A 25,581-nucleotide genomic window follows, 5' to 3' on the forward strand; every position below is an offset into this window, starting at 1 on the left:
CTTCAGCGTTTTTTTTCAACGCGAAGCAGAATTTGGTATATCCGGCTTTGTTCAGGCAGCTGCGTAACAGGAAATTGCATAGTCTGCGCCAGGCGGGTAATTTCCTGTAAAAACAGCTGCACCCGCCCATCAACATGGACATACGTATAGGCCTGCTTCTTCACTTCAAATTGGTCTTGCGGAAAGAGTGTATGCACCGTTTGCGGCGTAAAAAACCGCAGGTGGGTGCGGTCCAGAATGCCGGCGTCTCTGTAATTCCATTCACCGAGAAGAAGCGGAAATAACGCTTCCGCATGAGAAATATTCGGAATGCTGCAAACGATCGAGCCTGACGGAGATAAATGGGCCGCATAAGATTGAATGACGCTCCACGGGTCCTTTAAGTGCTCCAGTATGTCAGCAAATATCATACAATCAAAAAAGCCTTCCGGATAAGGAAGCTTCACTTCTTCAACGTCTTCTTCCAAAACTGCTTGGTAATGTCCTTTTGCAGCTTTTGCCGCCAATGGATGCAGCTCGACACCGTACAGCTCACAGGACTGCCTGTTCATCAGCTCTAATCCCGTAGCTCCCGCACCGCATCCGGCATCAAGTATCCGTTTTGCTTCCGGCGGCACAAGCGCAGCAATTTCCGGTCTTGGGTGGGTGAAATAAGTGAAATCGGTGCCCCATTTTTCTGTAAAGCGCTGGCGGTTTGCCATATACAATTCATTGATATTGATATCTTGATTGGCCGTAAATGTGGCGTGGCCGTGGTGGTGTACAAAAGCATCGAGGGCGATTTCCAAGCCGTAGCCTTTTTGCAGGGCCCGCAGGCATAAATCATCATCTTCAAAGGAACCGTATCCGAACCGTTCATCAAACGGCCCTATTTCTTCGATGACGTCTCTTTTGACAAGAAGGCAAAAGCCGACAAGCCGCAGCACTCGTTTCGTTTTGTGCTTTTCCCTTACACAATAAGCCTCTGCAAAGGGCTCCATTTCTTCTAATGTTTGGTACGTATCAGGAAGCATTTGCGCGCCGCTGACATAGTTGCTGACAGGACCGACCATTCCGGTCCGCTCCGATTGATAGAGCACCCGCAGCATATTGCTGAGCCAATTTTTCGTAACCATTGTATCGTTGTTAAGAAAAAGCAGATTGTCCCCCGCTGCCGCTTCGATTCCTTGGTTGCAGCCTTTAGCGAACCCGAGGTTTTTTTCATTTAATATCACTTTGGCGTCCGGGAGCTTTGATAAATAGTCTTTTGTTCCGTCTGAAGAACCGTTATCCACTATAATGAGCTCAATCTCTTCCTGATCGGTGTATTTATCTATGCTGGCCAGACATTTTTTCGTCAGCTCCAGCTCATTGTATGTCAGAATAATAATGCTCGTTTTCACCGGCATCCCCGCCTTTTCCGTGACTTTGTTCTAACGTATGAAATGACCTGGGCTTTTATGTGATAGCATGTGATGGGCAGTCATGTGAAATCCCCTCCAAAATTCCCTTTAATATGATATATATCCTATTTTTTAATGAAAAGTGAAACATCCCCTCCGTCCTTTCGTCCAATGTAATAGGCTGATCTCCCACGAGCACCGGAGAGAATGCTGTAAACAGAGGAGAAATGAGAGGTAGAAAAGTGGAACGATCCGAGCGTCACAATAAGAAAAAGCGCCTGAAAAAATGGGCGGTGATTTTGGCAGCAGCCGCTGCTTTTTTTCTGTTTATCGCTGCTGCAGCCGGAGTTTACGCCTATGTAAAACTGAATCATGCTTCTAAAGAAGCCCACGTTGAACTGGAGCGGGGCAAGCAGTCCGTCAAACGGATTAAAGAATTTGATCCGAAAAAAGATTCTTTCACGATATTACTGTTAGGCATTGACGGGAGAGCCTCACAAGGTGAAACGGTCGATGATGCAAGAAGTGATGCGAACGTGCTCGTTACGTTCAACCGTAAAAAGAAAACAGCGACGATGCTCAGCATTCCGAGAGATTCTTATGTCAATATACCGGGCCATGGCTATGATAAATTCACCCACGCCCATGCTTTCGGGGGATATACCCTCAGTTATAAAACGGCTGAAAGCTTTCTTGATATACCGGTAGATTATGTGGTGGAGGGAAATTTTGAAGCATTCAGAGATGTGGTGAATGAATTAGACGGTGTCCAGGTCAATGTCAAAAACCAAAAAATCGCTGATCAAATAAAAAAAGATACAAAAGGAAAGGTCGCATTACAGCCTGGTGTGCAAACGCTTGACGGGGAAGAGGCGTTAGCTTATGTGAGAACTCGTAAAGCGGATACTGATTTTAAGCGCGGCGATCGGCAAATGGAAGTGCTGAAATCCATTATCAAAAAATCAAAATCGTTAAGCTCGATTCCTTCTTATGACGATATTGTCGATACGTTAGGAAAAAATATGAAAATGAGTCTGTCTTTAAAAGAGGCGATCGGTTTGTTTCCTTTTATGGCGTCGATCAAATCAATCGATACATTGCAGCTGACCGGATCAGATCAGTATCTTTATCATAAGGGAGAGGGAAAAAAACTCTACTACTTAAAGTTAGATGAAGAAAAACTGGAAGAGGTAAAAACGAAGTTAAAGGAAGAACTGGCTTATTAAACGGCGGAGAGGGCCGGTTTGACACCGCCCCCTCTCCTGCCTGATATTACAGATTAGCCGTTTGCTGTTTCGCGGCCGATCCCGAGCCTCCGTTACGGTTTCGCAAATCGTGTTCAATTTCTTCAAGGCTTTTCCCCTTTGTCTCAGTCACTTTAAACCGGACGAACAAGAATGCTGCGACGCCGATAGCGGCATAAATGATAAATAAATAGCTGATACCGACGGCCTCCATTAACATCGGGTACGTCAATGAAACAATTAATGTTCCGGCATGAAGCATTAAGGTCGAGACGCCCGTGCCGATTCCTCTGACATGAAGCGGGAATAATTCAGGAAGCATGACCCACACGACAGGTCCCCAGCTGACAGCAAACACGACGATAAACACGCCTAAACAAATGACCGTCGTCCATGATGCAGCCGCCGTATGTTCAAAAAAGAGATTGACTCCGGCCAGAACGAGCAGACTGACGACCATGCCGGCGTTCCCCGCCAGCAGCAGCGGCTTTCTCCCGACCTTGTCAATGATTTTAATAGCCGCAAGCGTCATGATGACATTTACCGCTCCGATTCCGACCGTCCCTAAAATAGACGCGGAATTGCCGAATCCGACATTCGTAAATGTTTTTGGCGCATAATAAATGATTGTATTCGTTCCAATAAACTGCTGCAGAAACGCAAGCCCGAGACCGGCAATCAGCGCGGGTCTGACCCACGGCTCAAACAGTTCTTTCAAACCGCCTTCGTTTTCTTTCTCCGCTTCTTTCATTTCAATCAATTTCTTCATCAATATCCTTCGTTCCCCGCAATGATTCAAGAATCTTTCTCGCTTTATCTTCTTTGCCGATCGTAAACAGCCAGCGCGGGCTTTCCGGCATAAATAAAATCCCGATCAGCAGAACGACTGACGGCACAGCCGCCAAACCGAGCATCCAGCGCCAAGCTTCAGATTCGGCAAAGATGTAATTCACGATATAAGAAATGAGAATACCGACCGTAATCATCAGCTGATTCAGTGAAGACAGCGCCCCGCGTGTATTTTTCGGGGCCAATTCTGATAAATACAGCGGAACGATCGTTGTGGACGTTCCGACGGCAAGTCCGAGAATGATCCGGAAAAGGACCATCACCTGTGTATTCGGAGCCAGCGCGACGCCGAGGGCGCCGAAAAAATAGAGCCATTTATTCGAATGTATGCTTTTCATGTGTGCGGACTCCCCTCATCCTTCGCTGATCGTCTGTATCAGCGAAGGAGTTTTTTCTAGACATCCTTTAGCCTGTTTTCTTTTATTTCAAACCTTTCGTCCTGCTAATTCCCATTTTTTCACTAATTAATTTTTCTCAAAGTGACGAAACATTTCCGGATTCCTGCCGTCAAATATAGTGTGAACCTGATGCAAAATTAACAGAAAGATGTTGTCGAAATAGAGAGAATGCTCTGGAATCTCCCCGGATGAAGATTTGCTCCTAGTCAACTTTTATGGTACGCTTCACAAAGAATAGAAACGAGAGGTAATGATATGGAACGATCACAACACAGGAAAAAGAAACGACGCCTGAGAAAATGGGTGAAATTTGTAATGGCCACCGCTGCTTTCTTATTGGTTATTGCCGGTTCCGTCGGCACTTACGCCTATGTGAAACTCAATAACGCAACGAAAGAAGCACACGTCAATCTTGACCGCGGCGACCAATCCGTAAAACGGATTAAAGAGTTTGACCCGAAGAAAGATTCTTTCACGGTATTGCTCTTAGGAATTGACGCCCGTGATAATAAAGGCGAAACAGTAGATGATGCAAGAAGTGACGCCAACGTGCTCGTCACCTTCAACCGTAAAAAGAAAACAGCAACAATGCTGAGTATCCCGAGGGATTCTTATGTAAACATCCCCGGACACGGCTACGACAAATTTGCGCATGCTCATGCTTACGGCGGTTATAATTTAACTTATAAAACAGTAGAAAACATGCTTGATATTCCGGTAGATTATGTGGTTGAGAGTAACTTTGACGCGTTCCGGGATGTCGTAAATGAATTGAACGGCATTACGGTAAACGTGAAAAGCCAAAAAATTGCCGATCGTATCAAAGTGGATACAAAAGGAAAAGTGGTGCTAAAGCCGGGAGTCCAAACCCTTGACGGTGAACAAGCGCTTGCTTATGTAAGAACACGTAAAGCCGATACCGACCTGATGCGCGGACAAAGACAGATGGAAGTGCTGAGCGCCATTATACAAAAATCAAAATCATTAAGCTCCATCCCTTCTTATGACGATATTGTCGACAGCTTAGGGAAAAATTTGAAAATGAACTTATCTCTTAATGACGCCATCGGTTTATTCCCGTTCATCACATCTCTAAAATCAGTTGATTCTTTGCAGCTGACGGGAACTGACAGTTATATTTACACCCCTCAGTACGGCAAAAATATTTATTACTTCAAACTGAATGAAGAGAAGCTTCAAGAAGTAAAAACAAAATTAAAAAATGATTTAGCAGAATAAAGTCTGACGGTGAGGTTTTGTAATACCTCACCGTTTTTTTGTTGAAAAAAAGAAGATGAAGGTATAGCCTTTTACTAACGGCTTTTCTGTTGGTTTCGCAAAAAGCTGAACATACTAACCGAAGCAGCTTTATTTTTAAGGAGGGTATCCATACATATGAAACTGATAGCAATTGACTTAGACGGCACATTATTAAACACGGATAGTGTGATTTCTCCGGAAAACAGAGCGGCTTTAAAAAGAGCGGACGAGGCGGGCATTCTCGTGGCCATCTGCACGGGCAGAGCCACTTTTGATGTAAAAGCGCTTCTCGAAGGTTTGGATATTCCGATCATTGCGGCGAATGGGGGCACAGTCCACGATAAAGGCTACCGCCTCGTCAGCCGAATGCTGATGGACCAGCAGGCCGGAAAAGATATCGCCGCTTATTTAACGGCAAAAGAAATTTATTTTGAGGTGTATACGGATGATCATCTGCTCTCACCTTATGATGGTGAGACAAAGCTTCAGGCCGAGCTGGACATCCTGAAAAGCGCCAATCCCAATGAAGATTTTCAGACGCTATGGCAAGGCGCAAAGACGCAGTTCAAGCAATTCGGGATTAAGCCCGTTCAGGATATACAGGCGGTATTTAACGGAGATGAACATATTTACAAACTGCTTTGCTTCTCCTTTGATATGGAAAAACTGAAAAACGCCAAAGAGGAAATCAAACATCATCACAAACTGTCCCAAACCTCTTCCGGCAAGCACATTATCGAAATCCTCCCAGCAGATTCCGGCAAAGGACGGGCCCTGACGGAACTTGCTTCACTTTACGGAATCGAGAAACAAGATATTTACGCCATCGGCGACAGCCCCAATGATTTATCCATGTTTGCAGCAGCCGGCAACAGAATCGCTATGGGCAACGCGATTGATGAGCTGAAGGAACAAAGCACGTACATTACAAAAAGCAATGATGAAAACGGCGTTGCGTATTTTATTCATCAGCTGCTTGAGAATCAAATATAAAATCCGCTAACCGGCGGCAAAAGTCAGATCATTACATGATCTGGCTTTTTTGTTTTGCTGTCCGAAAAATAATACCCAAAACTTAAAATAAATTGTAAAATAAAGAAAAAAGGAGTTATATAATGTCAAATGTTATGTTTGTGCTTGGATTTCTCGCTTTTCTCCTTGCACTTGGCTACGGATTTTTCCACCTCATATGCAAAGCTGTAAAAAAAGAAAAACGATTTTCAAAACGACTGTTTTGGCCGCTTCTCATCGGCGGACTCGCCCTCACCCTCATCGGCGCATCCTTCGCCGAGCCGGATATTTCCGCAAAAAAAGCTGATGAAAAATACAGCGCGCTCGATACGGCTTATCAAAAATTATCTAAAGAGCATGCTGCGCTCGAGAAGAAATACGAAAACATCAGTACAGAGGCCAAAAAAGAGAAAGCCGAAGCAGAGGCAAGCAATGAAAACAAATTCAGCAAGCTGAACAATGAAATTGACGAGCTGAAAAAAACCATCAAATCGCTCAAATCAGAAAACAAGAAATTGCAGGATTCCCAAAAGAGGCTTGAAAAAAACAACAAAACACTGAAAGCTGAAAATAAAACAATCCAGCGGCAAAAAGAAGAAACGAAAACAGCCGAAGCTGCTGAAACGGCACAGGGCGCCGCCCATTCCTCCGGAGGAAGTTCAGACACGAAAGCAGCCGACACCGCTCAAGGCTGCAGCATTAAAGGCAGCCGTAACGGTATTTATCATACACCGGGGAGTACATACTACGACCGGACGACAGATCCCGTCCGAATGTTCTGCTCCGTTGAAGAAGCACAGGCCGCCGGATACAGACCGCCGAAACGATGAAAAAAGACTTCAGGAGTTCCTCTGAAGTCTTTTTTTATGGAATCCTGACACTGCCTGCATACTTATCCTTCCAGTATTGGCTTGTGTTCATATTGGTAATGGTGACACCGGACGATACGGTGGCGTGAATTACTTGGCCGTTTCCGATATAGATGGCCGGATTTAAGCTTTCCGCTTTAAAGAAGACTAAATCACCAGGCTTTACGTCTTGTTTATCAATCGGAGTTCCCGCCTGCATTTGTTTTTCCGCATAACGCGGCAGGCTGATGCCTGCGGCTTTCTGATAGACGTATTGGATAAAGCCCGCCGTATCAAAGCCTGTTTCCGGTGAGACGCCGCCTTTCTGATATGGGGCGATTCCGATATAGAGAGCCGCCTCTGAAACGATCGGGTTTTCTTTGGAAATCGACAAATTATTGAATCGGCGCACACCGGAAAGCCGTTTTTGCCAATAATCTTCCGATAAGTAAGAAATGGTGACCTTTTCTGTGCGGCTGGCATGGATGAATCTGCCCCCGCCCGCATAAATCCCGGCGTGAGAAATTCCTTTTTTATACGTGTTGCGGAAATAGATAATGTCTCCGGGCTGCATATCTGTCACTTTGATTTTTTCACCGACCGCCCACTGCTGTTCAGCAGATCTTGGCAAATAAATGTGCAGCTTGTTTTCAAATACATATTGAACAAATCCTGAACAGTCGAACCCTTCTTCCGGCTTGCTTCCGCCAAAAACATACGGAATGTCGAGATACCGTTCGGCTTCCTGCACAATCGGGTCATTGGCCAGTTCCGGATCTTTTGAAATTCGTCTTGCGCCAAGGTATAAGTTCGTCCAATAGCTGCTTTTTTGAAAACGGGTAACGGTTACTCCGGCGGACTGGGAGCTGTGAATCATCTCCCCGCCTCCGATATAAAGGCCTTCATGGACAGGCGTGTTTCCTGACGAATCTGATTTTCTGAAAAAGACAATATCACCAGGTGAAAGATCGCCTTTTTTTACAGCGGCTCCGACTTTCCATTGATCACTGACCGTTCTCGGCAGATGAATGTTCTGCTTTGCGAAAAGATAATGAATGAATCCGGATGGATCGAAGCCTTCCTTCGGCTGTTCACCCCCGTAAAGATATCTATATCCGACAAGCGTTTGCGCCTCTGCTAACATCGGCGCAAACGCTTGAGAATCCGCTTCGGCGATTTCTGTTCTCGTTATTACAGGTGTCACAAGGCAAATCATAAGGCCAGCAAGCATGTACTTCCTCCAGCTTGTGAGCATGTTCCCTATTCACTCTCCTCCTATTTAGTAGTTTTAACATCGGTATCTTTTAACAAATGTTTAGGAGGAAGCATATAAAAAAGAATGCCTAAAAGAGGCATTCTTTAGATGCCGCAAGCAAAAAAAAAAGACTTGCCGGGGAGCCTGAATACAGGCTGCCGGCAAGCCGGGAGCAATTGCTGCTTATTTTGCGTCTGACGTATCTTCTTGCTGAATTTTCTGCATTTCAGCATCGATTTTTTGTTTCTCTTGATCCGTCAGCTGATCGTTAAATTTAAAAGCTGACATAAACATAAATACCATAATAATAGCTGCGAACGGCCAGGCTGCTTTAATGATTTTCATTGTTCATCACTCCGCTTTCTTTTTTAAAATATCGCTGTGATCGACATCAAACGTTAATTTTCCGTCTTTGACACTCCACTTGAAATTCGATTCTTTTGTCAGTTCACGTATAATCGTTTTTTCATTGATGCTGCCTTTTTTGACCGGCGCAGGCGTCGCTTCATGAATTTTCATCGGCGTGATTTCAAAACGTCCCGTGCCATTTTTCTGTAAATGATATTGGACAAGCGCGCTGTCTCTTGTTCTCGTCCATCCTTGGTCGAATACGAAGTTCCCCAGGCTGTAGAAAATGACGGTGCCGTGGTACATTTCGATCGGCTCTAATACGTGCGGATGGTGACCGACGATAATATCCGCGCCTGCATCTGACATGGCTCTTGCCAATTGGCGCTGCCTGTCATTCGGATCGTTATCGTATTCCTGGCCCCAGTGTGTCTGGACAACGACAAGATCCGCGTTCTTTTTGGCCTTAGAAATCATCGGGATAAACAGCTCCGGATCAGCCGGCAGTACGCCCGGTGCATTTCGTTTGGCGGTAAAGTTTTTTCCGTATACATCTGTAAATCCTAAAGTTGCGATTTTGATTCCGTTTACATCTTGATAAGAGATATTCTGCTCAGCTTCCTTCAGCGTGGAACCTGCTCCGACGAGATCAAGCTTTTGCTGTGAGAATTCATTAAGTGTATCCCGGATGCCCTGTTCGCCGTAATCCATCGCATGGTTGTTGGCGGCTGTCAGAACAGTGAAATTCATATCTTTTAATACTTTTACGGCATCTTTATTTGACTGTAAGTGAATGTTTTTATCCGCTTCTTTGTAGTTCTTTTTATATGTGACCGGGTTTTCAAAGTTCCCTGACACGTAGTCGGACGCTTGGAAGAATGGCTTCGCATAACTGAAGACGCTTTCTGTTCCCTTATGTCCTGTGACTTTTTCCACATATCGGCCCATCATGATATCTCCGACAAAAGAGGCTGACACTAGGTCATCGGCATTCCGTTTCACACTCGGCGTTTCCGCCTTCCCTGTCAATATGCAGACAAACATCAGGCAAAAGACGATGGGCAGAGCGATAAAAACGTGAAGATTGGTCTTCTTTTTCTGCTGTTTTGTCAGCTTCAGCAGTTTTTCTTGAAAGCTTAATTGTTTTTTCATCGTTTGACACACCTTACATTAGATTAAGTAGTAAGCAAACATAATGGCAAAAGTTGCGCCGCTTAAGAACAGCGTGCTGGCAAATGTGATCGTTAATCCTTGTTTCTGAATGGTGTTGGCAATCAATCCCGGGACAATGATACCGATTCCGCGGAATTCGGATATCTCAAACGGGACAATCGGATAGAGAAAATCAAGTGCAATTTTTAAGCATATCCCTGTAATAAGCATTGCTGCGAATTTTCTGCGGCCGTACAAAATCATAAATCTGGATAGCCCGTATTTGACGATGACGTATGTAAGAAGACTGACGAATAGCACGAGCAAAATAAAGACCGGCTGATTAAAAACAAGCCCCAAATATCCCGGGACAACTAACCCGGCAGGCACAATACCCGTTTTTTCCGCAAAAATTAAACTGATTAACACGCCTAAAATAAGTGAGATATATAAATCTGATCCGAACATTTATCCTTTTCCTCCTAGCTAACGAGCTGTTTCACCTTATACTCTTGGATTTTTTCGATTAAAGGTTCCGCTGAACCGTGGATGTTTCCGACGCCATATATGACACGGTTATGCATTCTTGTTTTCAGTACTTCCATAATTTCATCCGTTGATTTGTATTCAAGATCGTGCAGCGTATCGGCCGGTATTTTGCCTTCTTCATAGGCTCTGACAATCGGTTCCGTCGTTTCGCCGATCAGGATGAGTTCTTTCGTTTTAATATACGGCAGTACATCATTAGCGAACTGGATGGTTCTGTCCACACGGTCGGCGCGGCAGTTCATGATGACAACCGGTTCATCTGTCGGGTAGCCGATTTCCTTTACGCGTTTCCATATATTCAAAGTAGAAGATGCATCATTTGCGGCAAAGCCATTAACGAAATGACCCGGCTCGCTCGTACTGAGAAGCGGCAAAATTCTCATGGCCCCTGGATCAGGCGGCGCATTCAGCATTCCTTTAAACGCTGTTTCTTCATCAATGCCGAGCGCTTGGGCAACGCCGAGCGCAAGTGAAGCATTATCCGGGAAGACCATATATTCAAATTTCCGCAAGTACTCATCCGTAATTTTAGAATTATCGGCAATGATGACCTCGGTATTCCGCTCTGCGGCTTTTTCTTTAAAGAAATCTGTGTATTCACTGTCTGTAATAATGAGATGGCCGTTATAAGGAATCGTCGCGGTAAACGCTTCGGCAATTTCATCAAGTGTCGGCCCCATTACATCCATATGGTCTTCAAGCACGTTTACGATGACGCCGATGTTGGCTTGAAGCAGTTCTTCCTGAAAGATAATCTGATAATCCGGATTTACCGCCATACACTCACTGACAATGGCATTAGCTCCGCGTTCTACGGTTTCCTTCATGACTTCTTTTTGCTCGCCGATATTAGGTCCTTGCGGTTTCCGTTTGATCGGCTTTTCCTCAGGCGTATCCCAATAGATCATTCTCGCATCTGTTCCCGTCGTTTTTCCGACTGTTTTGTAGCCCGCCTCCACTAGTATTCCGGTCGTCAGCCTCGTAACGGTCGACTTGCCGCGGATACCATTAATATTGACGCGTACTGGCAGAGCATCGATATTCTTCTGATGCCGCCTTTTTTCTATGATTCCGATGACTAGTACGGCAGCACAGGCTATAATGAGTAACCACATTGATTTTTGACATCTCCTTCTGTATTGATAAATTCATTCATCAGTATATAGGTTCACTATGAATTCTCAATCGGCATTATGTAACATAATCTTCCCGCCCTCACTGAGCCAAACTTCTCTATTACTGGCGCTTTTCTTCCTATAATTCAATTGCTTTTTTTGGGAATAGACAGGACTTCACTCTTACTCCGATTTTTCCGCCGTCAAATGAATCCGTTTACATTGTGACATGCTTTTGAATTTAGACTGATTGGACTACGAGAGACAGGCGAAAAAAAGATGCACTTGAAATCCATCTTTTTTCAGCCCGTTCTGTCAGCCTTTCCCGCTAATGGCGCACGTTTTCGGCTGTATTTCCACAGATGGCCGGACAGGCTGTTTTTTTAAGGATAAGGTCATAAAGTCATTCATTTTTGCCCCGCATCCGTCGGACAGTCCTATTCCAAAATAACTACCAGTGCAGCATGAAAATGACAGAGAAAGGGGAGTCCGGCTTCTTTGCAAGAAATAAACATTTTCTATGCGGAAAGTCCATCTTCTTTTTCTTCGTTTACAGGCCATATCTCACCCTTTTGAAACAATTTTAACAATACTTAATATTCGTTCATGAAATGTTCATCCATAATTGAGCAGACTTTGGCAAAACATCAAGGAAAATCAAGAAATTCCTCCGTTTTATAAAATGAATAAAAACGGAATGCCCGCTGAAAACTACAGATAACCCTGAGAAAGGAGGCGGTCTGATGCCTGAGAAAAGCAAAACAGGCTGTTACCGGGCGATTTTGAATCCGCTGTCCGAAAAATGCAGGAGCTTATGTGTGTTTGCGGAGATTTAAAGATACGAAGGATCAAACTGCAGGAACGCTAAAACGCTTTTTTTTATATTGAACACATGATTGAGGAAAAGAAGCTGAATGAGTTTCTGTTAAGCGACCCCGTGCAGAGCGGCTCGCTTGAGAAAACAATCGATTCCATCAGCAGCACAGAAACAAATGAGATCCGCAGCATTGTGGACGGCATTCTGGCGGGGCAAGTGGTTTATCTCAGCGACGCTTCTGACAAGGCGAAGCTGTTTTCCGTCGGGCAAAACCCGCTGCGTGCCATTACGGAACCTGAATCAGAAAGCATTGTCCGGGGCGCCCATAATGGCTTTGTGGAAAGTTTGGATACGAACATTCACCAGCTGCGGTTCCATATTCAAGACCGCCACCTCTCTGTTCATTACATGGATATCGGAGAAAGGGCCAAAACGAAGGTTGCCGTGATCTATATCGAAAATATCGCAAATCCCGAAATTGTTGATGAAGTGAAGCGGCGCCTGTCCTATCTGCGAATTGACAGTTTGCTGGCGCCGGGAATTATCGAGGAATCGATAGAAGACAATTCGTTTTCCATTTTTCCGCAGATCATTCATACGGAACGGCCGGATAAAGCAAAAGCCAGTATCATGGAAGGCTGCGTTATTGTCATGATGGACGGGAGCCCGTCCGCACTGATTGCGCCGATTACCTTTTTTTCTTTTTTCCAATCGCCCGATGATTACAGCACTAGATGGATTTCTGCCAGCTTTTTGAGAGTGCTCAGATTTTTCGCTTTTATGATTGCGATTACGCTGCCTGCTTTTTATATTGCGTTAATTGCGTTTCATTTCGAGGTCATTCCTAATGATCTGATTATTACGATGAAAAATTCAATTGTCGATATCCCTTTTCCTCCGCTGATTGAAGCCATGATTATGGAAATTACGATTGAGCTGATCCGCGAAGCCGGTATACGGCTCCCGAAACCGATCAGCCAGACAATCGGCATCGTCGGCGGGCTTGTTATCGGTGACGCCGTCGTTAAAGCAGGTCTTATCTCAAATATGATGGTTATCGTCGTAGCCGTGACGGCTGTTTCGTCTTTCGTGCTTCCTTCATATGAAATGAGCACGTCCATTCGCACCGTCAGGTTTCCGCTCATGTTTCTGGCGGCTTCGTTCGGTTTTATCGGAATCGGGCTGGGATTCGGAATCATTCTGATGAACTTATGCAAGCTCGAGTCGCTCGGCGTGCCTTATTTATCATCTCTGACGCCTTTTCATTTCAGTGATTTAAAGGATGCCTTTATCCCGGCTTGGTTCATTAAAAGAAGACCTTTTTATCTAAGACCGAAAGATTCTAAACAAATTAAACATGTTCGGGGGTGGAGAAGAGATGAAACCTAAAAAAATCAGCCAGCTTCAAGCGGTGTGTTTCATCCTTCAGACGCAAATCAGCATCGGTGTGCTGGCGCTGCCTCATTTGCTGATAGTGAAGTCGGGAAGCAGCGGATGGATTTCCATCCTGCTGACGGGGGTGATCGTTCAGCTCACCTGCAGCCTGTAACGGACAAACCGTGAAAGTGGAAGGCTCGGCTTTGTTCAGAGGGCAAAAAAAAGTGACCGAGGTGCTCGGCCAGGATTCCACCCTGCTGACGCTTTTAAACGGCCATTTTTCTAAAACGGCCAACATTAACCTGAAGCTGTGGAACAAATATAAAATGGATATTGAAAATTATATCTCTCTCACCATTACCGATGCAACGCAAAAGATTACATTTTTGAATGCAGACCCTCAGCATATCAAAGTGAAGATTTTCTTAAAACTTAACGCACGCGTCGATGAATATCCGAAAGACAGGCTTGATTCGTATGAGATTGCACAAATCAACAAACAGTCCTCGGCAAACTTAAATGAACAGGCCAAATCAGTCATCCGCCACATACAGCAACACAACACTGACATCTTTGGGATCGGCCGAAAATATCAATCGCATTATTTTAAACAAGGCAAACGCCTCAAATGGCGGGAGGTCTACCCTTCCATCGAGATTATCCCTGATATTCATGTAAAAATTTCTCAAATTGGTATTGTCGATTAAAAGGAGGCCGCCCTCCTTTTTTTATTGCCAACAGAAAATGTTCGTGATAATCTTGTATATGTAAACGGTTACACAAATCAAAAGGAGGCGTGCTTGTTGGCAACGATTAAGGATGTCGCAGGCGCTGCCGGCGTCTCTGTTGCCACGGTCTCCCGTGTGCTCAATGACAACGGCTACGTGCATGAGGACACAAGAACAAAGGTTATGCTCGCGATGAAAAAACTGAATTATTATCCGAATGAAGTGGCCCGCTCTCTTTATAAAAGAGAATCCAGGCTGATCGGGCTTTTGCTTCCGGATATTACGAATCCCTTTTTCCCGCAGCTTGCCCGCGGCGCTGAAGACGAATTGCAGCGCGAGGGCTATCGGCTGATCATCGGCAACAGTGATGAAGAATTGGAAAAAGAGCTCGATTACCTTCAAACGTTTAAACAAAACCAAGTTGCCGGGATTTTGGCGGCCACAAATTACCCTGATCTTCCCGAATACAGCGGCAGCTTTTACCCGGTTGTTTTTCTGGATCGGACAAAAGAAGGCGCTCCCTCCGTATTCAGCGATGGACGGGCCGGAGGAAAAATCGCGGCCGAGGAAATGCTGCGCGGAGGAAGCAAATGCATCACGCTTGTCAAAGGCCCGGATCATCTTCCAACCGCTCAGGAACGGTTCAGCGGCGCACTTGACGTGCTGCAGAACACAGACGCACAGTTCCAAGTGATGTCAGCCGCTTCATTTTCACTGAACGATGCTGCGGCTTTAGCGGAAGAATTGTTTGCCGCATATCCGGAGACCGACGGAGTCATTGCCAGCAATGATATTGCAGCGGCGGCCGTTTTGCATGAAGCGCTGCGGCTCGGAAAGAAAGTCCCGCAAGATATTCAGATCATCGGTTATGACGATATTCCGCAAAGCAGTCTGCTGTTCCCGCCCCTTTCCACCGTTCGCCAGCCGGCATATGAGATGGGAAAAGAAGCCGCAAACCTGCTGTTACATATGATAAAAAAAGAGCCGCTGACAGAGACGGCCATTCAAATGCCTGTCACTTTCATCAAAAGACAAACGACGAGAAAGGATGATGACCATGAGTAAAATTTGCGTAATCGGCAGCTGTTCTATGGATTTAGTCGTTACATCGGATATACGTCCGAAGGCTGGTGAAACCGTACTGGGCACAGCTTTTAAAACCGTGCCCGGCGGAAAAGGCGCCAATCAGGCCGTAGCCGCTTCCCGCTTAGGCGCTAACGTTTATATGGTAGGGAAAGTCGGAGATGACAGCTATGGAAAAGCAATTGTCGGCAACTTACAAGCAAACGGCGTAAATACGGAATATATGGAAACGGTTACACATAAAGAAAGCGGTACGGCTCATATCGTGCTGGCGGAAGGAGACAACAGTATCGTCGTCATCAAAGGCGCGAATGATGACATCTCTCCTGACTATGCGAAAAAAGCGATCGCCGAGCTACCCAGCATTGATATCGTGCTGATTCAGCAGGAGATTCCGGAAGAAACCGTTGAGGAAGTATGCAGATACTGCCGCGCCCGCCATATTCCGGTCATGCTCAATCCGGCGCCCGCCCGTCCGCTGAAAGCAGCAACCATTGAAGATGCCGCATATGTAACGCCGAATGAACATGAAGCATCTATCTTATTTCCTGATCAGACTAAGGAAGAAGCGCTGGCTGATTATCCCGGCAAATTGTTCATTACCGAGGGGAAAAAAGGCGTGCGGTACTCAGATGGCGCCGCAGAACGCCTCGTTCCCGCCTTTCCAGTTGAGGCAATAGACACAACCGGGGCGGGCGATACCTTTAATGCAGCATTTGCCGTCGCTCTTGCGGAAGGACAAGACATCGAACAAGCGCTGCTGTTTGCCAACCGCGCCGCCTCCCTGTCGGTGCAAAAATTCGGCGCCCAAGGCGGCATGCCGTCCAGAGAAGAAGTTGAGGAGCTGCTGTCATGAAAAAACACGGTATCTTAAACAGCCACATTGCCAAACTATTAGCCGATTTCGGCCATACAGACCTCATTGCGATCGCAGATGCTGGTTTGCCCGTCCCCGACGGAGTGGTCAAAATTGATTTGTCCTTACAGGCGGGTGTCCCCGCCTTCCGGGACGTCGCCGGATTACTTGCTGAGGAAATGGCCGTTGAAAAGGTCATTGCCGCTTCAGAAATCAAAGACGCAAACCATAAGAATGCAAGCTTTTTAGAAAGCCGATTTTCAGAGCAGCCGATTGAATACATTCCCCATGAAGAATTTAAACGGCTCACACAGAAAGCAAAAGCCGTCATTCGGACGGGTGAAATGACACCATACGCCAACTGCATTCTGCAGGCGGGTGTGATTTTCTAGAAAGAAGGGATACAGAATGCACATCGTCATGACAGATATTCATAAAGCATTCGGGAAAAACCAGGTGCTCTCCGGCGTCTCATTTGAGCTTCAGCCGGGGGAAATCCATGCTTTAATGGGAGAGAACGGAGCGGGCAAATCCACGTTGATGAACCTGCTCACCGGGCTGCACCGCCTCGACAAAGGGCATATCTCAATTAACGGAACAAAAACGAGCTTCTCCAATCCGAAAGAAGCCGAGAAGCACGGAATCGCTTTTATCCATCAGGAACTGAATATATGGCCGGAAATGACGGTGCTGGAAAACCTCTTTATCGGCAAAGAGCTGACGACAGCATTCGGGGTTTTGGATATGAAGAAAATGAAAGCGCTAGCAAAATTACAGCTTGAGAAATTGGGTGTCTCTCTTCCTCTTGATCTGGAAGCCGGACAATGCTCTGTCGGCCAGCAGCAAATGATTGAGATTGCCAAGGCGCTGATGACAAACGCCGAAGTCATCATTATGGATGAACCGACCGCAGCGCTGACAGAACGGGAAATCAGCAAGCTGTTTGAAGTGATGACGGCATTAAAAAAAGACGGCGTGTCCATCGTCTATATTTCGCACCGAATGGAAGAAATCTTTTCGATTTGCGACCGCATCACGATTATGCGTGACGGCCTCACTGTCGATACGGCACACATCAAAGACACAAGCTTTGATGACGTCGTCAAAAAAATGGTCGGGCGTGAGCTGACTGACCGTTATCCGGAACGCACCCCCTCTCTTGGCGAAAAGGTGCTTGAAGTTAAAAACGCTTCAAAAAAAGGGAGCTTTTCACAAGTCAGTTTCCATGTGCGCGCCGGAGAAATCCTCGGCGTCTCCGGATTGATGGGTGCGGGACGCACAGAAATCATGCGGGCGCTGTTCGGCATCGACCGGCTTGACTCGGGGGAGATATGGATGTCAGGACAGCAAACAAAGATTCATGGGCCGCATGACGCCATCCGCAAGGGACTAGGCCTGATCACGGAAAACCGCAAGGATGAAGGATTGCTGCTGGATACATCGATTCGGGAAAACATCGCATTGCCGAGCCTTACGAGTTTCTCCCCTAAAGGCATCATTGACCGAAAACGCGAAGCGGAATTTGTCGAGCTGCTCATCAAGCGGCTGACCATTAAAACCGCCTCTCCGGAAATTGCTGCGCGCCACTTATCCGGGGGAAACCAGCAAAAAGTCGTCATCGCCAAATGGATCGGGATCGGCCCTAAAGTCCTCATCCTGGATGAACCGACAAGGGGTGTGGATGTAGGAGCGAAAAGAGAAATTTATTCATTAATGAATGAACTGACCGATCGCGGCGTTGCCATTATTATGGTGTCTTCCGAGCTTCCGGAAATTCTCGGCATGAGTGACAGAATCATCGTGGTCCACGAAGGGCGCATCAATGGAGAAATCAATGCAGCAGGCGCCACACAAGAACATATTATGACACTTGCCACGGGAGGGCAGCAGGATGAAAACTGAACCAATGAAATCAACTGAACAAAAGCGTTTTTCTTTTGATACATTTACGCAAAAACTCGGCCCGTTTCTCGGATTATTGATTCTCGTGATCATCGTTTCTATTTTAAACCCGAGCTTTCTTGAGCCGTTAAATATTCTCAATTTGCTTCGCCAAGTCGCGATTAACGCGCTGATCGCATTCGGAATGACCTTTGTGATTTTGACGGGCGGCATCGACCTTTCTGTAGGAGCCATTCTCGCCTTATCCAGCGCCTTGGTCGCCGGAATGATGGTGTCCGGCATTGACCCGATTCTCGCCGTCATCCTCGGCTGTGCGATCGGCGCGGTGCTCGGCATGATCAACGGTTTATTAATCACAAAAGGAAAGATGGCGCCATTCATTGCCACTTTAGCAACAATGACGGTCTTCCGCGGATTGACTCTCGTGTATACGGACGGCAATCCGATTACGGGACTCGGCTCTGGTTACGCTTTTCAATTATTCGGGCGCGGGTATTTTCTCGGCATTCCCGTTCCGGCCATTACCATGCTGATCACGTTTGCCCTTCTGTGGATTCTTCTGCATAAAACACCATTCGGGCGGCGGACGTACGCAATCGGCGGCAATGAGAAAGCGGCGCTGATATCCGGAATTAAAGTGCCGCGGATCAAGATCATGATCTATTCCCTGACAGGTTTGTTATCGGCTCTGGCCGGCGCCATTCTGACATCTCGCTTAAATTCTGCGCAGCCGACGGCCGGAGAATCATACGAGCTGGATGCCATTGCCGCGGTCGTTCTCGGCGGAACGAGCCTTTCCGGCGGACGCGGGCGCATTGTCGGAACGTTAATCGGGGTTTTGATTATCGGGACGCTCAATAATGGATTGAACCTTCTCGGCGTGTCGTCTTTTTATCAGCTCGTCGTCAAAGGAATCGTTATTTTAATCGCGGTATTGCTGGACCGCAAGAAATCGGCATAGGAGGATATATATGAAGAAAGCCATCATTGCGATTGTCACATTATCATTGTTTTTGCTGTCAGCCTGTTCACTTGACCCGCCTCAATGGGCGAAACCGTCAAACTCGAAACATAAAAAAGAATATACGATCGGCCTGTCCGTCTCCACGCTGAACAACCCGTTCTTCGTGTCACTAAAAGAAGGGGTTCTGAAAGAAGCGAAAAAACGGGGCATGAAGGTCATTGTCGTAGATGCCCAAAATGATTCATCTAAACAGTCAAACGACGTGGAAGATTTGATTCAGCAAGGAGTCGACGCATTGTTAATCAATCCGACTGACTCATCGGCAATTTCAACAGCCGTCGAATCGGCGAATTCACTCAGCATCCCTGTCATTGCGCTTGACCGCTCCGCTGAACACGGCAAAGTCGAATCGCTCGTTGCGTCTGACAATATCAAAGGTGGCGAAATGGCGGCTGACTATCTCGCGGATCAACTCGGAAAAGGCGCCAAGGTCGCTGAACTGCAAGGGGTTCCGGGCGCTTCTGCGACGAGAGAGCGCGGCACCGGCTTCCACAACATTGCTGACAAAAAGCTGAACGTCGTAACAAAACAAGCAGCCGATTTTGACCGGACAAAAGGACTGACCGTCATGGAAAACCTGCTGCAAGGCCATCCCGACATTCAAGCCGTGTTCGCCCATAATGATGAAATGGCGCTCGGCGCGCTCGAAGCAATCAACAGCTCAGGCAAACACATTCTTGTCGTCGGCTTTGACGGAACGAAAGACGCCCTTGCTTCGATAAAAAACGGGAAGCTGACAGCCACTGTGGCTCAGCAGCCGGAACTGATCGGAAAACTGGCGGCTGAAGCCGCTGAGCAAGTTTTGAAAGGGGAAAAAGTCAAAAAAACCATCTCTGCGCCATTAAAGCTTCGGACACAAAAGTAACCGCCTGATGTTTATTCTTTAGCCAAAACGTGAAAAGAATAAAATAAAAGGAGAGAGATAGATGAAGAAACCAGCAAAAACAGTGTCCATTCTCACCCTGGCCGCAGGGATTACGGCGGCTTCCGCGGCCGGCATCGCGCCGATTCCGAAAAGCCAAGCTGCAGAAGCCGTCAAAATTGACGACCTATACAGCTATCCGTTAGACTCTTATCTCGTTTCATCTGAGGCATTGCACGTACGAACAAAAGCGTCAGCAACAAGTCCGAAAGCTGATATCCTTCATTTAGGCGACAGCTTAAAGGTTATTTCATATCCGAATGCCGACTGGGCTAAAGTACATTATAAAAACGGCAAAACCGGATTTGTATCAACTCATTATATTGTCAAAGAAGCAACGACGGTGAAAACAACAGCTAAAACAAAGGTATATACAGAAAAAGCTGTCAAAACAACCCTTCCTAAAAACACAAGCGTTTCTTTTCTAGGCTGGAACAAGACCCCGCATGGCGGCTTTGATTTCGGCTGGGCGCTTGTCGATTACGGCGGCTCAACCGGATATATCAGCACAAAAGATCTGCAAAAGTTAAAATAATGTCAAAACGGATTTCGCAATTCGGCGCGAAATCCGTTTTTTATTCCCTAACGGCAGATAGAAATGTCGAAGACCGGAATATTTCCTGAGAATGCACAAATGTGCAATACACAGTCATATGTGCTATGTTTGCGCTTTCAGTATACGGTTTCATGTCAACTGAGTCAATCATTTTTTATATAGAACAAATGAATGATATAAAGCCGATTCGTTTACCTTAATAAATGGAGGTGGCATCATGGATCATTTTGAAGAAGCGTATGAACAATATAAGCACCGCGAGACTGAGAAACAGCCTACGGCACATCCGGGTGAGGAAGAAATTATCGCTGTCAGAAGAAATGATGACGGCAATATCATCGCCGTGAAGACAAACAGGGGCAGGGAACTTGATTACCCTTCAGCATTGGCGGAAGCGAAAGCCGGCCTGCTTGCCCACACGGACGTCTTTCATAAATACGGGCGGGATATATTGCGCAGCGAGCCGGACGGGATAAAGGAAAATAATTTAAGCGAGCTGCCTGAGTTTTAACAAAAAAAAGCCCTGATGATCAGGGCTTTTGCTTAAAATGATTTTTTGATGTAGCCGGCCAGCCGTTTTGCGCTGTCGGCAATGTCCGCCGCACCGGTGTTCATTACGCCGTAAAACGCGAAAGGCGGCAAATATGTCATGCCGGTAAAATTGCACGTTGCCTGAAACGGTTTTAAAAGCTCACTTAATGAAAAATGATTGGCGCCGCCAGCCTGGTATTTATCCTCTTCGGCACCTACAGACACAGCCAGCATCAATTCTTTGCCTCGGAGAGCATTTCCTTCAGATCCGTAAGCCCATCCATAAATCAGCACGTGATCAAGCCATTTCTTTAAAAGCGGAGGCGAGCTGTACCAATACAGCGGAAATTGAAAAACAATCCGATCATGCTGTTCACACAGCTGCCGCTCTTTCTCCGCATCAATTTCTTCATTCGGATATTCTTTATAAAGCTCACGGACAGTAATATCATCATGTGTTTTTAATTCTTCCGCCCACGCCTTATTGACTGCCGAGTTTTCCATATGGGGATGAACAATTAAAACCATTGTTTTCACAGCAACCACACCTTTACCCTTTTGACTGTATTTTACCTTATTGCGTTCAGCCAAACAAAAAGAAAGCCCTCCTGAAAAGGGGCTTTCTTTTTGTTTGATTATTCTGGGCTTCCTTCTGTCGTTTCAATATCTTTCGCAAAGTCAGGGTTATCTAAATTTGCGTTGAAGAAGTCCGCCGTGTTCGGAAGTTTGAGGTTCATGTTCATTTTTTGTGAAATGGTGACGGTGCACTCTTCAATCACATAGTCAAACACGTGTCCGCCGGAATTGCGGCCTTCATCAATAAAATGCAGATGATAGCCGGAAACAGCAATGCCGTTTGCATAACCGGGCGTCCAGAAACCCGCGATCGTTCCTTTAATGTTGTCGAAATTAAACACAGGCTGCGTTTTTACCGCTTCCACCATCGGCACGTACGGCTTCTCCTGACGTTCTACCGTTCTTGTCTGCACCTTCTTGAACACGCCGTCTAAACGGATCGCATAAAATAAGTTTTTGCTCGGCAGAAGGCTGGCGATTTCCTGTTCAAATTCCTCACGCGTCATTCTCGCATCAATTTTGTGCGTCATATCCGGTGTAAAGAACGTAAATGAACAGAAAGGTGACAGGTCTCCGCTTTGCACGGGAGTTGCCGTTCCGTCGCCGCGAAGGCGGTAAAATTGTCCGTCAAATCCGATTAATTCGCCGTCCAGTTTGTTAAAAGTGCCGATTCCGAAATCACCGAATTTCGGAATGTCAGCCATATCAAAATCCCCGTCATATACTCCGTCCAACAGAGATGTCATCGTTGAAACTTGATAAATCTGATCCTCAGGCGAGCCTTTTCCTCCTCGGCTCAGCACTTGGATGTCACTTGCATTTTTCATATTCCCTTCACTCCTTTTAAATTAGGTCTGTTCATCAAAAACAGGTCGTGGTGCGCAGAGTGCTAGAGAGCTTTTACTTTCATTTTTTCTTCAAATTGCTTCGGAAGCATGTCGCTTGATAAATGGATGTTGTCGCTGTAATCGACCGGAATGTCGATGATAACAGGCCCCTCTGTATTTAAGCCTTTTTGCAGCACGTCTGCAAGCTGTTCCGGTGATTCGACACGCAATCCGGTAGCGCCGAAGCTTTCTGCATACTTTACGATGTCAATGTTTCCGAAATCTACGCATGATGTACGGTTATATTTTTTCATTTGCTGGAACGCAACCATGTCATATGTGCTGTCATTCCAGACAAGGTGAACGATCGGTGATTTCAGGCGGACCGCCGTTTCCAATTCCATTGCCGAGAACAGGAATCCGCCGTCTCCTGATACGGAAACCACTTTTTCGCCAGGGTTCACTAATGTTGCGGCAATTGCCCAAGGAAGCGCTACGCCCAATGTCTGCATTCCGTTGCTGATCAGAAGCTTCAGCGGCTCATAAGCACGGAAGTAGCGTGACATCCAGATGGCGTGAGAGCCGATATCACATGTAACCGTCACATTGTCATCGATTGCGCTGCGTAATTCCTGCACGATTTGCAATGGATGCACCCTGTCGGAATTATGTTCGGCGGGAGCCTTTTCACTTTCAAGAAGCATCTGTTTTAATTCGTCAAGCACTTCTTGTTTATGGCTGCACATATCAAATTTCACCGCATCATGTTCAATTTGTCTGACAGTGGCGGCGATATCACCTAACAATTCAAGTTCAGGCTGGTATGCATGGTCGATATCAGCTTGAATCTCGTCAAGGTGGATAATGGTACGGTCGCCTTTTACATTCCAGAACTTCGGATCGTACTCAATCGGATCATAACCGATCGTTAATACGACGTCCGCCTGCTCAAGCAGAAGATCGCCCGGCTGGTTGCGGAACAATCCGATCCGGCCGAAGTATTGGTCCTCCAGCTCTCTGGACAATGTGCCGGCCCCTTGATATGTTTCCACGAACGGCAGTTTCGTTTTAGCAAGCAATTCACGGATCGCTTTGACCGCTTCCGGTCTGCCGCCTTTCATACCGACTAACAGAACGGGAAGTTTCGCCGTCTGGATTTTTGCAATAGCGGCGCTGATTAATTCTTCCGGTGCCGGCCCTTGTTTTGGGGACGGCACGCTGCGCACGTTTTTAACACTTGTGATTTCATTCACAACATCTTGCGGAAAGCTCACAAAAGCCGCGCCTGCCTGACCTGCTGACGCTGCCCTGAAGGCGTTTGTTACCGCTTCTGGTATATTCCCTGTTTCCTGTACTTCTACACTGTATTTTGTAATCGGCTGAAATAACGCCGCGTTGTCCAATGATTGGTGTGTCCGTTTTAACCGGTCGGCCCGAATGACGTTTCCTGCCAGTGCCACTACCGGATCACCTTCTGTATTAGCCGTTAACAAGCCGGTTGCTAAATTGGATGCCCCCGGACCTGAAGTCACCAGGCATACACCCGGTTTTCCCGTTAGTCTTCCGACAGCCGCTGCCATAAACGCAGCGTTTTGTTCATGACGGCACAAAACCAGCTCAGGTCCTTTATCTTTTAACGCATCAAATACCGCATCGATTTTTGCACCCGGAATGCCAAAAACATGTGTGACACCTTGCTCCACTAAGCAATCAACAACAAGCTCCGCCCCGCGATTTTTACCAGAGGTTTTTAGTTCATTTGCTGCTTTTGCCAACACCCTCACTCCTTATTATGCATATTAAATATAAAATTTTAAGTAATTTGTGATATTATTCACTATACACTCTTTGGAAATTGACCTCCAATATCAATTCGCCGTATGATTAATATGTTTCACGAATAATTAACCAAAGGAAAGGAATGGTTAAGGATGGAGCTGCGCCACCTTCAATACTTTATTGCCGTTGCCGAAGAACTTCATTTCGGCAAAGCCGCGCTTCGGCTGAATATGACACAGCCGCCCCTAAGCCAGCAGATCAAACAGCTCGAAAAAGAAGTGGGCGTGACCTTATTGAAGCGGACGAAACGGGTTGTGGAGCTTTCTGCAGCCGGAGAAAGTTTTTTAAAACACAGCAGAAACGCCATCGAACAAATAGACAAAGCGATTGAAATGGCTCAGCGGACAGCCCGGGGAGAGCTCGGCCGCCTCGTCGTCGGCTTTGTCGGCTCGGCCACGTATGAATTTCTGCCGCCGATCATTCGGGAGTTTCGTGAATTATTCCCCTCCGTTAAGGTAGACCTGCGTGAAATATCTTCTTTCAGACAGCAAGAAGAGCTCTTAAAGGGGAATATTGATATCGGCATCCTTCATCCGCCTTTGCAGCACTCGGCATTACATATGGAAAAAGTGCAAAGCAGCCCATGCATTCTCGCTTTGCCGAAACAGCATCCGCTTGCCGCTAAGAAAACAATAGAGATTCAAGATTTAGAAAATGAACCGATTATCACCTTGGCCAAAGAAACATGGCCGACTTTATACCTTGAATTTGTAAATTTCTGTGAACAAGCAGGTTTTAAACCGAAAATCATTCAAGAAGCGACGGAATACCAAATGGTGATTGGGTTGGTAAGCGCGGGCATCGGCATTACCTTTGTGCCCTCTTCAGCCAAAAAGCTGTTCAACCTTGAAGTCGCCTACCGGAACATCAATCAAATTCAGCTTACCGCCGAATGGGTTATCGCCTATCGCAAGGATAATCAAAATCCGATTTTGAAGCATTTTCTCGATATTGTGAATAAACGCCAGGCTTTATTACAAGCGAACGTGACAAACACATAAAAAAGAGGCACGCCGAAGAGCAGCCTCTTTTTTTTTGTGGCTTTTATGGATTTTTATGAAATTAATAGAAACGCTCAGTACACCTTACAGCCGGTACTCGTATACATACAGTACAACTGATCAGCAGGGAT

At 46.2% G+C, this 25,581-nt stretch carries 23 protein-coding genes and 3 pseudogenes; 16 read left to right on the forward strand and 10 right to left on the reverse strand.

Annotation, left to right across the window (positions count from 1 at the left end):
• Positions 1–2 precede the first annotated feature (2 nt).
• The gene (locus AXI59_RS08735) at positions 3–1,388 is read right to left on the reverse strand and encodes a glycosyltransferase (RefSeq protein ID WP_061527966.1); all 1,386 of its coding nucleotides are present in this window, start codon (positions 1,386–1,388) and stop codon (positions 3–5) included.
• Between the two features lie 236 nt (positions 1,389–1,624).
• Here AXI59_RS08735 and AXI59_RS08740 point away from each other — a divergent pair, with 236 nt between their 5' ends.
• Entirely contained in the window at positions 1,625–2,608 is a 984-nt protein-coding gene (locus AXI59_RS08740; protein WP_240491501.1) for an LCP family protein, read from the forward strand.
• Positions 2,609–2,654: 46 nt separating this feature from the next.
• Here the strand turns inward: AXI59_RS08740 and AXI59_RS08745 are convergent.
• A pseudogene (locus AXI59_RS08745) lies at positions 2,655–3,777 on the reverse strand (sugar porter family MFS transporter); the annotation flags it as partial.
• 351 nt (positions 3,778–4,128) lie between these two features.
• Between AXI59_RS08745 and AXI59_RS08750 the strand changes: the two are divergent.
• The 3 genes from AXI59_RS08750 (at position 4,129) to AXI59_RS08760 (ending at position 6,974) form a co-directional block, all read left to right on the forward strand.
• A complete protein-coding gene (locus tag AXI59_RS08750) occupies positions 4,129–5,112 on the forward strand; it encodes an LCP family protein (protein WP_061522623.1) in 984 nt (327 codons plus the stop codon).
• A 156-nt stretch (positions 5,113–5,268) separates the two neighbouring features.
• Positions 5,269–6,126, forward strand: a complete 858-nt coding sequence (locus tag AXI59_RS08755; protein WP_061522622.1) for a Cof-type HAD-IIB family hydrolase — start codon at positions 5,269–5,271, stop codon at positions 6,124–6,126.
• A gap of 122 nt (positions 6,127–6,248) precedes the next feature.
• Positions 6,249–6,974, forward strand: coding sequence for a sunset domain-containing protein (locus AXI59_RS08760; RefSeq protein ID WP_061527968.1), 726 nt, complete (start codon positions 6,249–6,251; stop codon positions 6,972–6,974).
• Between the two features lie 34 nt (positions 6,975–7,008).
• Here AXI59_RS08760 and AXI59_RS08765 read toward each other — a convergent pair whose 3' ends face one another.
• The 5 genes from AXI59_RS08765 to pgsB form a co-directional block, all read right to left on the reverse strand.
• Complete coding sequence (locus AXI59_RS08765; RefSeq protein WP_061527969.1) at positions 7,009–8,247, reverse strand: C40 family peptidase; 1,239 nt, start codon at positions 8,245–8,247, stop codon at positions 7,009–7,011.
• Between the two features lie 183 nt (positions 8,248–8,430).
• Positions 8,431–8,592: an extrachromosomal elements maintenance protein EdmS gene (gene edmS / locus AXI59_RS19990; protein WP_167348368.1), complete on the reverse strand. Its 162-nt coding sequence runs from the start codon at positions 8,590–8,592 to the stop codon at positions 8,431–8,433.
• A gap of 6 nt (positions 8,593–8,598) precedes the next feature.
• Positions 8,599–9,747, reverse strand: coding sequence for a CapA family protein (locus tag AXI59_RS08770; protein ID WP_061522620.1), 1,149 nt, complete (start codon positions 9,745–9,747; stop codon positions 8,599–8,601).
• 18 nt (positions 9,748–9,765) lie between these two features.
• Positions 9,766–10,215, reverse strand: coding sequence for a poly-gamma-glutamate biosynthesis protein PgsC (gene pgsC / locus AXI59_RS08775; RefSeq protein ID WP_061522619.1), 450 nt, complete (start codon positions 10,213–10,215; stop codon positions 9,766–9,768).
• Positions 10,216–10,229: 14 nt separating this feature from the next.
• Positions 10,230–11,411, reverse strand: coding sequence for a poly-gamma-glutamate synthase PgsB (gene pgsB, locus AXI59_RS08780; RefSeq protein ID WP_061522618.1), 1,182 nt, complete (start codon positions 11,409–11,411; stop codon positions 10,230–10,232).
• A gap of 802 nt (positions 11,412–12,213) precedes the next feature.
• Here pgsB and AXI59_RS08785 point away from each other — a divergent pair.
• The 11 genes and pseudogenes from AXI59_RS08785 to AXI59_RS08830 all read left to right on the forward strand — a co-directional run bounded on the left by AXI59_RS08785 (position 12,214) and on the right by AXI59_RS08830 (position 21,187).
• Positions 12,214–13,617, forward strand: a pseudogene (locus tag AXI59_RS08785) (spore germination protein).
• A pseudogene (locus tag AXI59_RS19745) lies at positions 13,607–13,774 on the forward strand (GerAB/ArcD/ProY family transporter); the annotation flags it as partial. The pseudogenes AXI59_RS08785 and AXI59_RS19745, both read left to right, overlap by 11 nt.
• Positions 13,775–13,808: 34 nt before the next feature.
• Entirely contained in the window at positions 13,809–14,312 is a 504-nt protein-coding gene (locus tag AXI59_RS08790; protein ID WP_240491503.1) for a Ger(x)C family spore germination C-terminal domain-containing protein, read from the forward strand.
• A gap of 96 nt (positions 14,313–14,408) precedes the next feature.
• Positions 14,409–15,398: a LacI family DNA-binding transcriptional regulator gene (locus AXI59_RS08795; protein ID WP_061527970.1), complete on the forward strand. Its 990-nt coding sequence runs from the start codon at positions 14,409–14,411 to the stop codon at positions 15,396–15,398.
• Complete coding sequence (rbsK, locus tag AXI59_RS08800; RefSeq protein WP_061527971.1) at positions 15,391–16,272, forward strand: ribokinase; 882 nt, start codon at positions 15,391–15,393, stop codon at positions 16,270–16,272. The genes AXI59_RS08795 and rbsK overlap by 8 nt, the downstream gene beginning before the upstream one ends.
• Entirely contained in the window at positions 16,269–16,664 is a 396-nt protein-coding gene (gene rbsD / locus AXI59_RS08805; RefSeq protein WP_061522615.1) for a D-ribose pyranase, read from the forward strand. The genes rbsK and rbsD overlap by 4 nt, the downstream gene beginning before the upstream one ends.
• Before the next feature lie 16 nt (positions 16,665–16,680).
• The gene (locus AXI59_RS08810; protein ID WP_061527972.1) at positions 16,681–18,174 is read left to right on the forward strand and encodes a sugar ABC transporter ATP-binding protein; all 1,494 of its coding nucleotides are present in this window, start codon (positions 16,681–16,683) and stop codon (positions 18,172–18,174) included.
• Positions 18,164–19,135, forward strand: a complete 972-nt coding sequence (gene rbsC / locus AXI59_RS08815; RefSeq protein ID WP_061527973.1) for a ribose ABC transporter permease RbsC — start codon at positions 18,164–18,166, stop codon at positions 19,133–19,135. Before AXI59_RS08810 ends, rbsC begins: the two co-directional genes overlap by 11 nt.
• A 10-nt stretch (positions 19,136–19,145) precedes the next feature.
• Positions 19,146–20,063: a ribose ABC transporter substrate-binding protein RbsB gene (gene rbsB, locus AXI59_RS08820; protein ID WP_061527974.1), complete on the forward strand. Its 918-nt coding sequence runs from the start codon at positions 19,146–19,148 to the stop codon at positions 20,061–20,063.
• 61 nt (positions 20,064–20,124) lie between these two features.
• On the forward strand, positions 20,125–20,655 hold the full coding sequence (locus tag AXI59_RS08825) for an SH3 domain-containing protein (RefSeq protein WP_061527975.1): 531 nt from the start codon (positions 20,125–20,127) through the stop codon (positions 20,653–20,655).
• 238 nt (positions 20,656–20,893) lie between these two features.
• A complete protein-coding gene (locus AXI59_RS08830) occupies positions 20,894–21,187 on the forward strand; it encodes a DUF3892 domain-containing protein (protein ID WP_061522607.1) in 294 nt (97 codons plus the stop codon).
• Positions 21,188–21,219: 32 nt separating this feature from the next.
• Here the strand turns inward: AXI59_RS08830 and AXI59_RS08835 are convergent, their stop codons facing one another.
• From AXI59_RS08835 to alsS, 3 genes are all read right to left on the reverse strand, one after another.
• Complete coding sequence (locus AXI59_RS08835) at positions 21,220–21,744, reverse strand: NAD(P)H-dependent oxidoreductase (protein ID WP_061522715.1); 525 nt, start codon at positions 21,742–21,744, stop codon at positions 21,220–21,222.
• Positions 21,745–21,842: 98 nt separating this feature from the next.
• Complete coding sequence (gene budA, locus AXI59_RS08840; RefSeq protein ID WP_061522606.1) at positions 21,843–22,610, reverse strand: acetolactate decarboxylase; 768 nt, start codon at positions 22,608–22,610, stop codon at positions 21,843–21,845.
• Between the two features lie 62 nt (positions 22,611–22,672).
• Positions 22,673–24,385 (reverse strand): acetolactate synthase AlsS, encoded by a 1,713-nt coding sequence (alsS, locus tag AXI59_RS08845; RefSeq protein WP_061527976.1) that lies wholly within the window; start codon positions 24,383–24,385, stop codon positions 22,673–22,675.
• A gap of 156 nt (positions 24,386–24,541) precedes the next feature.
• On the opposite strand from alsS, the gene alsR reads away from it, so the two are divergent.
• A complete protein-coding gene (alsR, locus tag AXI59_RS08850; protein ID WP_061522604.1) occupies positions 24,542–25,450 on the forward strand; it encodes an acetoin biosynthesis transcriptional regulator AlsR in 909 nt (302 codons plus the stop codon).
• Positions 25,451–25,581: the final 131 nt, after the last annotated feature.

Origin of the sequence: Bacillus nakamurai (assembly GCF_001584325.1) — a bacterium.
Taxonomy (GTDB): Bacteria; Bacillota; Bacilli; order Bacillales; family Bacillaceae; genus Bacillus; species Bacillus nakamurai.

Coding starts and splice junctions, on each gene's coding strand:
- pgsB (WP_061522618.1), bottom strand. CDS start 11,411: ATGTGGTTACTCATTATAGCCTGTGCTGCCGTACTAGTCATCGGAATC.
- rbsC (WP_061527973.1), top strand. CDS start 18,164: ATGAAAACTGAACCAATGAAATCAACTGAACAAAAGCGTTTTTCTTTT.
- AXI59_RS08830 (WP_061522607.1), top strand. CDS start 20,894: ATGGATCATTTTGAAGAAGCGTATGAACAATATAAGCACCGCGAGACT.
- AXI59_RS08750 (WP_061522623.1), top strand. CDS start 4,129: ATGGAACGATCACAACACAGGAAAAAGAAACGACGCCTGAGAAAATGG.
- AXI59_RS08825 (WP_061527975.1), top strand. CDS start 20,125: ATGAAGAAACCAGCAAAAACAGTGTCCATTCTCACCCTGGCCGCAGGG.
- AXI59_RS08760 (WP_061527968.1), top strand. CDS start 6,249: ATGTCAAATGTTATGTTTGTGCTTGGATTTCTCGCTTTTCTCCTTGCA.
- AXI59_RS08735 (WP_061527966.1), bottom strand. CDS start 1,388: ATGCCGGTGAAAACGAGCATTATTATTCTGACATACAATGAGCTGGAG.
- rbsB (WP_061527974.1), top strand. CDS start 19,146: ATGAAGAAAGCCATCATTGCGATTGTCACATTATCATTGTTTTTGCTG.
- pgsC (WP_061522619.1), bottom strand. CDS start 10,215: ATGTTCGGATCAGATTTATATATCTCACTTATTTTAGGCGTGTTAATC.
- alsR (WP_061522604.1), top strand. CDS start 24,542: ATGGAGCTGCGCCACCTTCAATACTTTATTGCCGTTGCCGAAGAACTT.
- AXI59_RS08765 (WP_061527969.1), bottom strand. CDS start 8,247: ATGCTCACAAGCTGGAGGAAGTACATGCTTGCTGGCCTTATGATTTGC.
- AXI59_RS08755 (WP_061522622.1), top strand. CDS start 5,269: ATGAAACTGATAGCAATTGACTTAGACGGCACATTATTAAACACGGAT.
- AXI59_RS08810 (WP_061527972.1), top strand. CDS start 16,681: ATGCACATCGTCATGACAGATATTCATAAAGCATTCGGGAAAAACCAG.
- edmS (WP_167348368.1), bottom strand. CDS start 8,592: ATGAAAATCATTAAAGCAGCCTGGCCGTTCGCAGCTATTATTATGGTA.
- AXI59_RS08770 (WP_061522620.1), bottom strand. CDS start 9,747: ATGAAAAAACAATTAAGCTTTCAAGAAAAACTGCTGAAGCTGACAAAA.
- rbsD (WP_061522615.1), top strand. CDS start 16,269: ATGAAAAAACACGGTATCTTAAACAGCCACATTGCCAAACTATTAGCC.
- rbsK (WP_061527971.1), top strand. CDS start 15,391: ATGAGTAAAATTTGCGTAATCGGCAGCTGTTCTATGGATTTAGTCGTT.
- budA (WP_061522606.1), bottom strand. CDS start 22,610: ATGAAAAATGCAAGTGACATCCAAGTGCTGAGCCGAGGAGGAAAAGGC.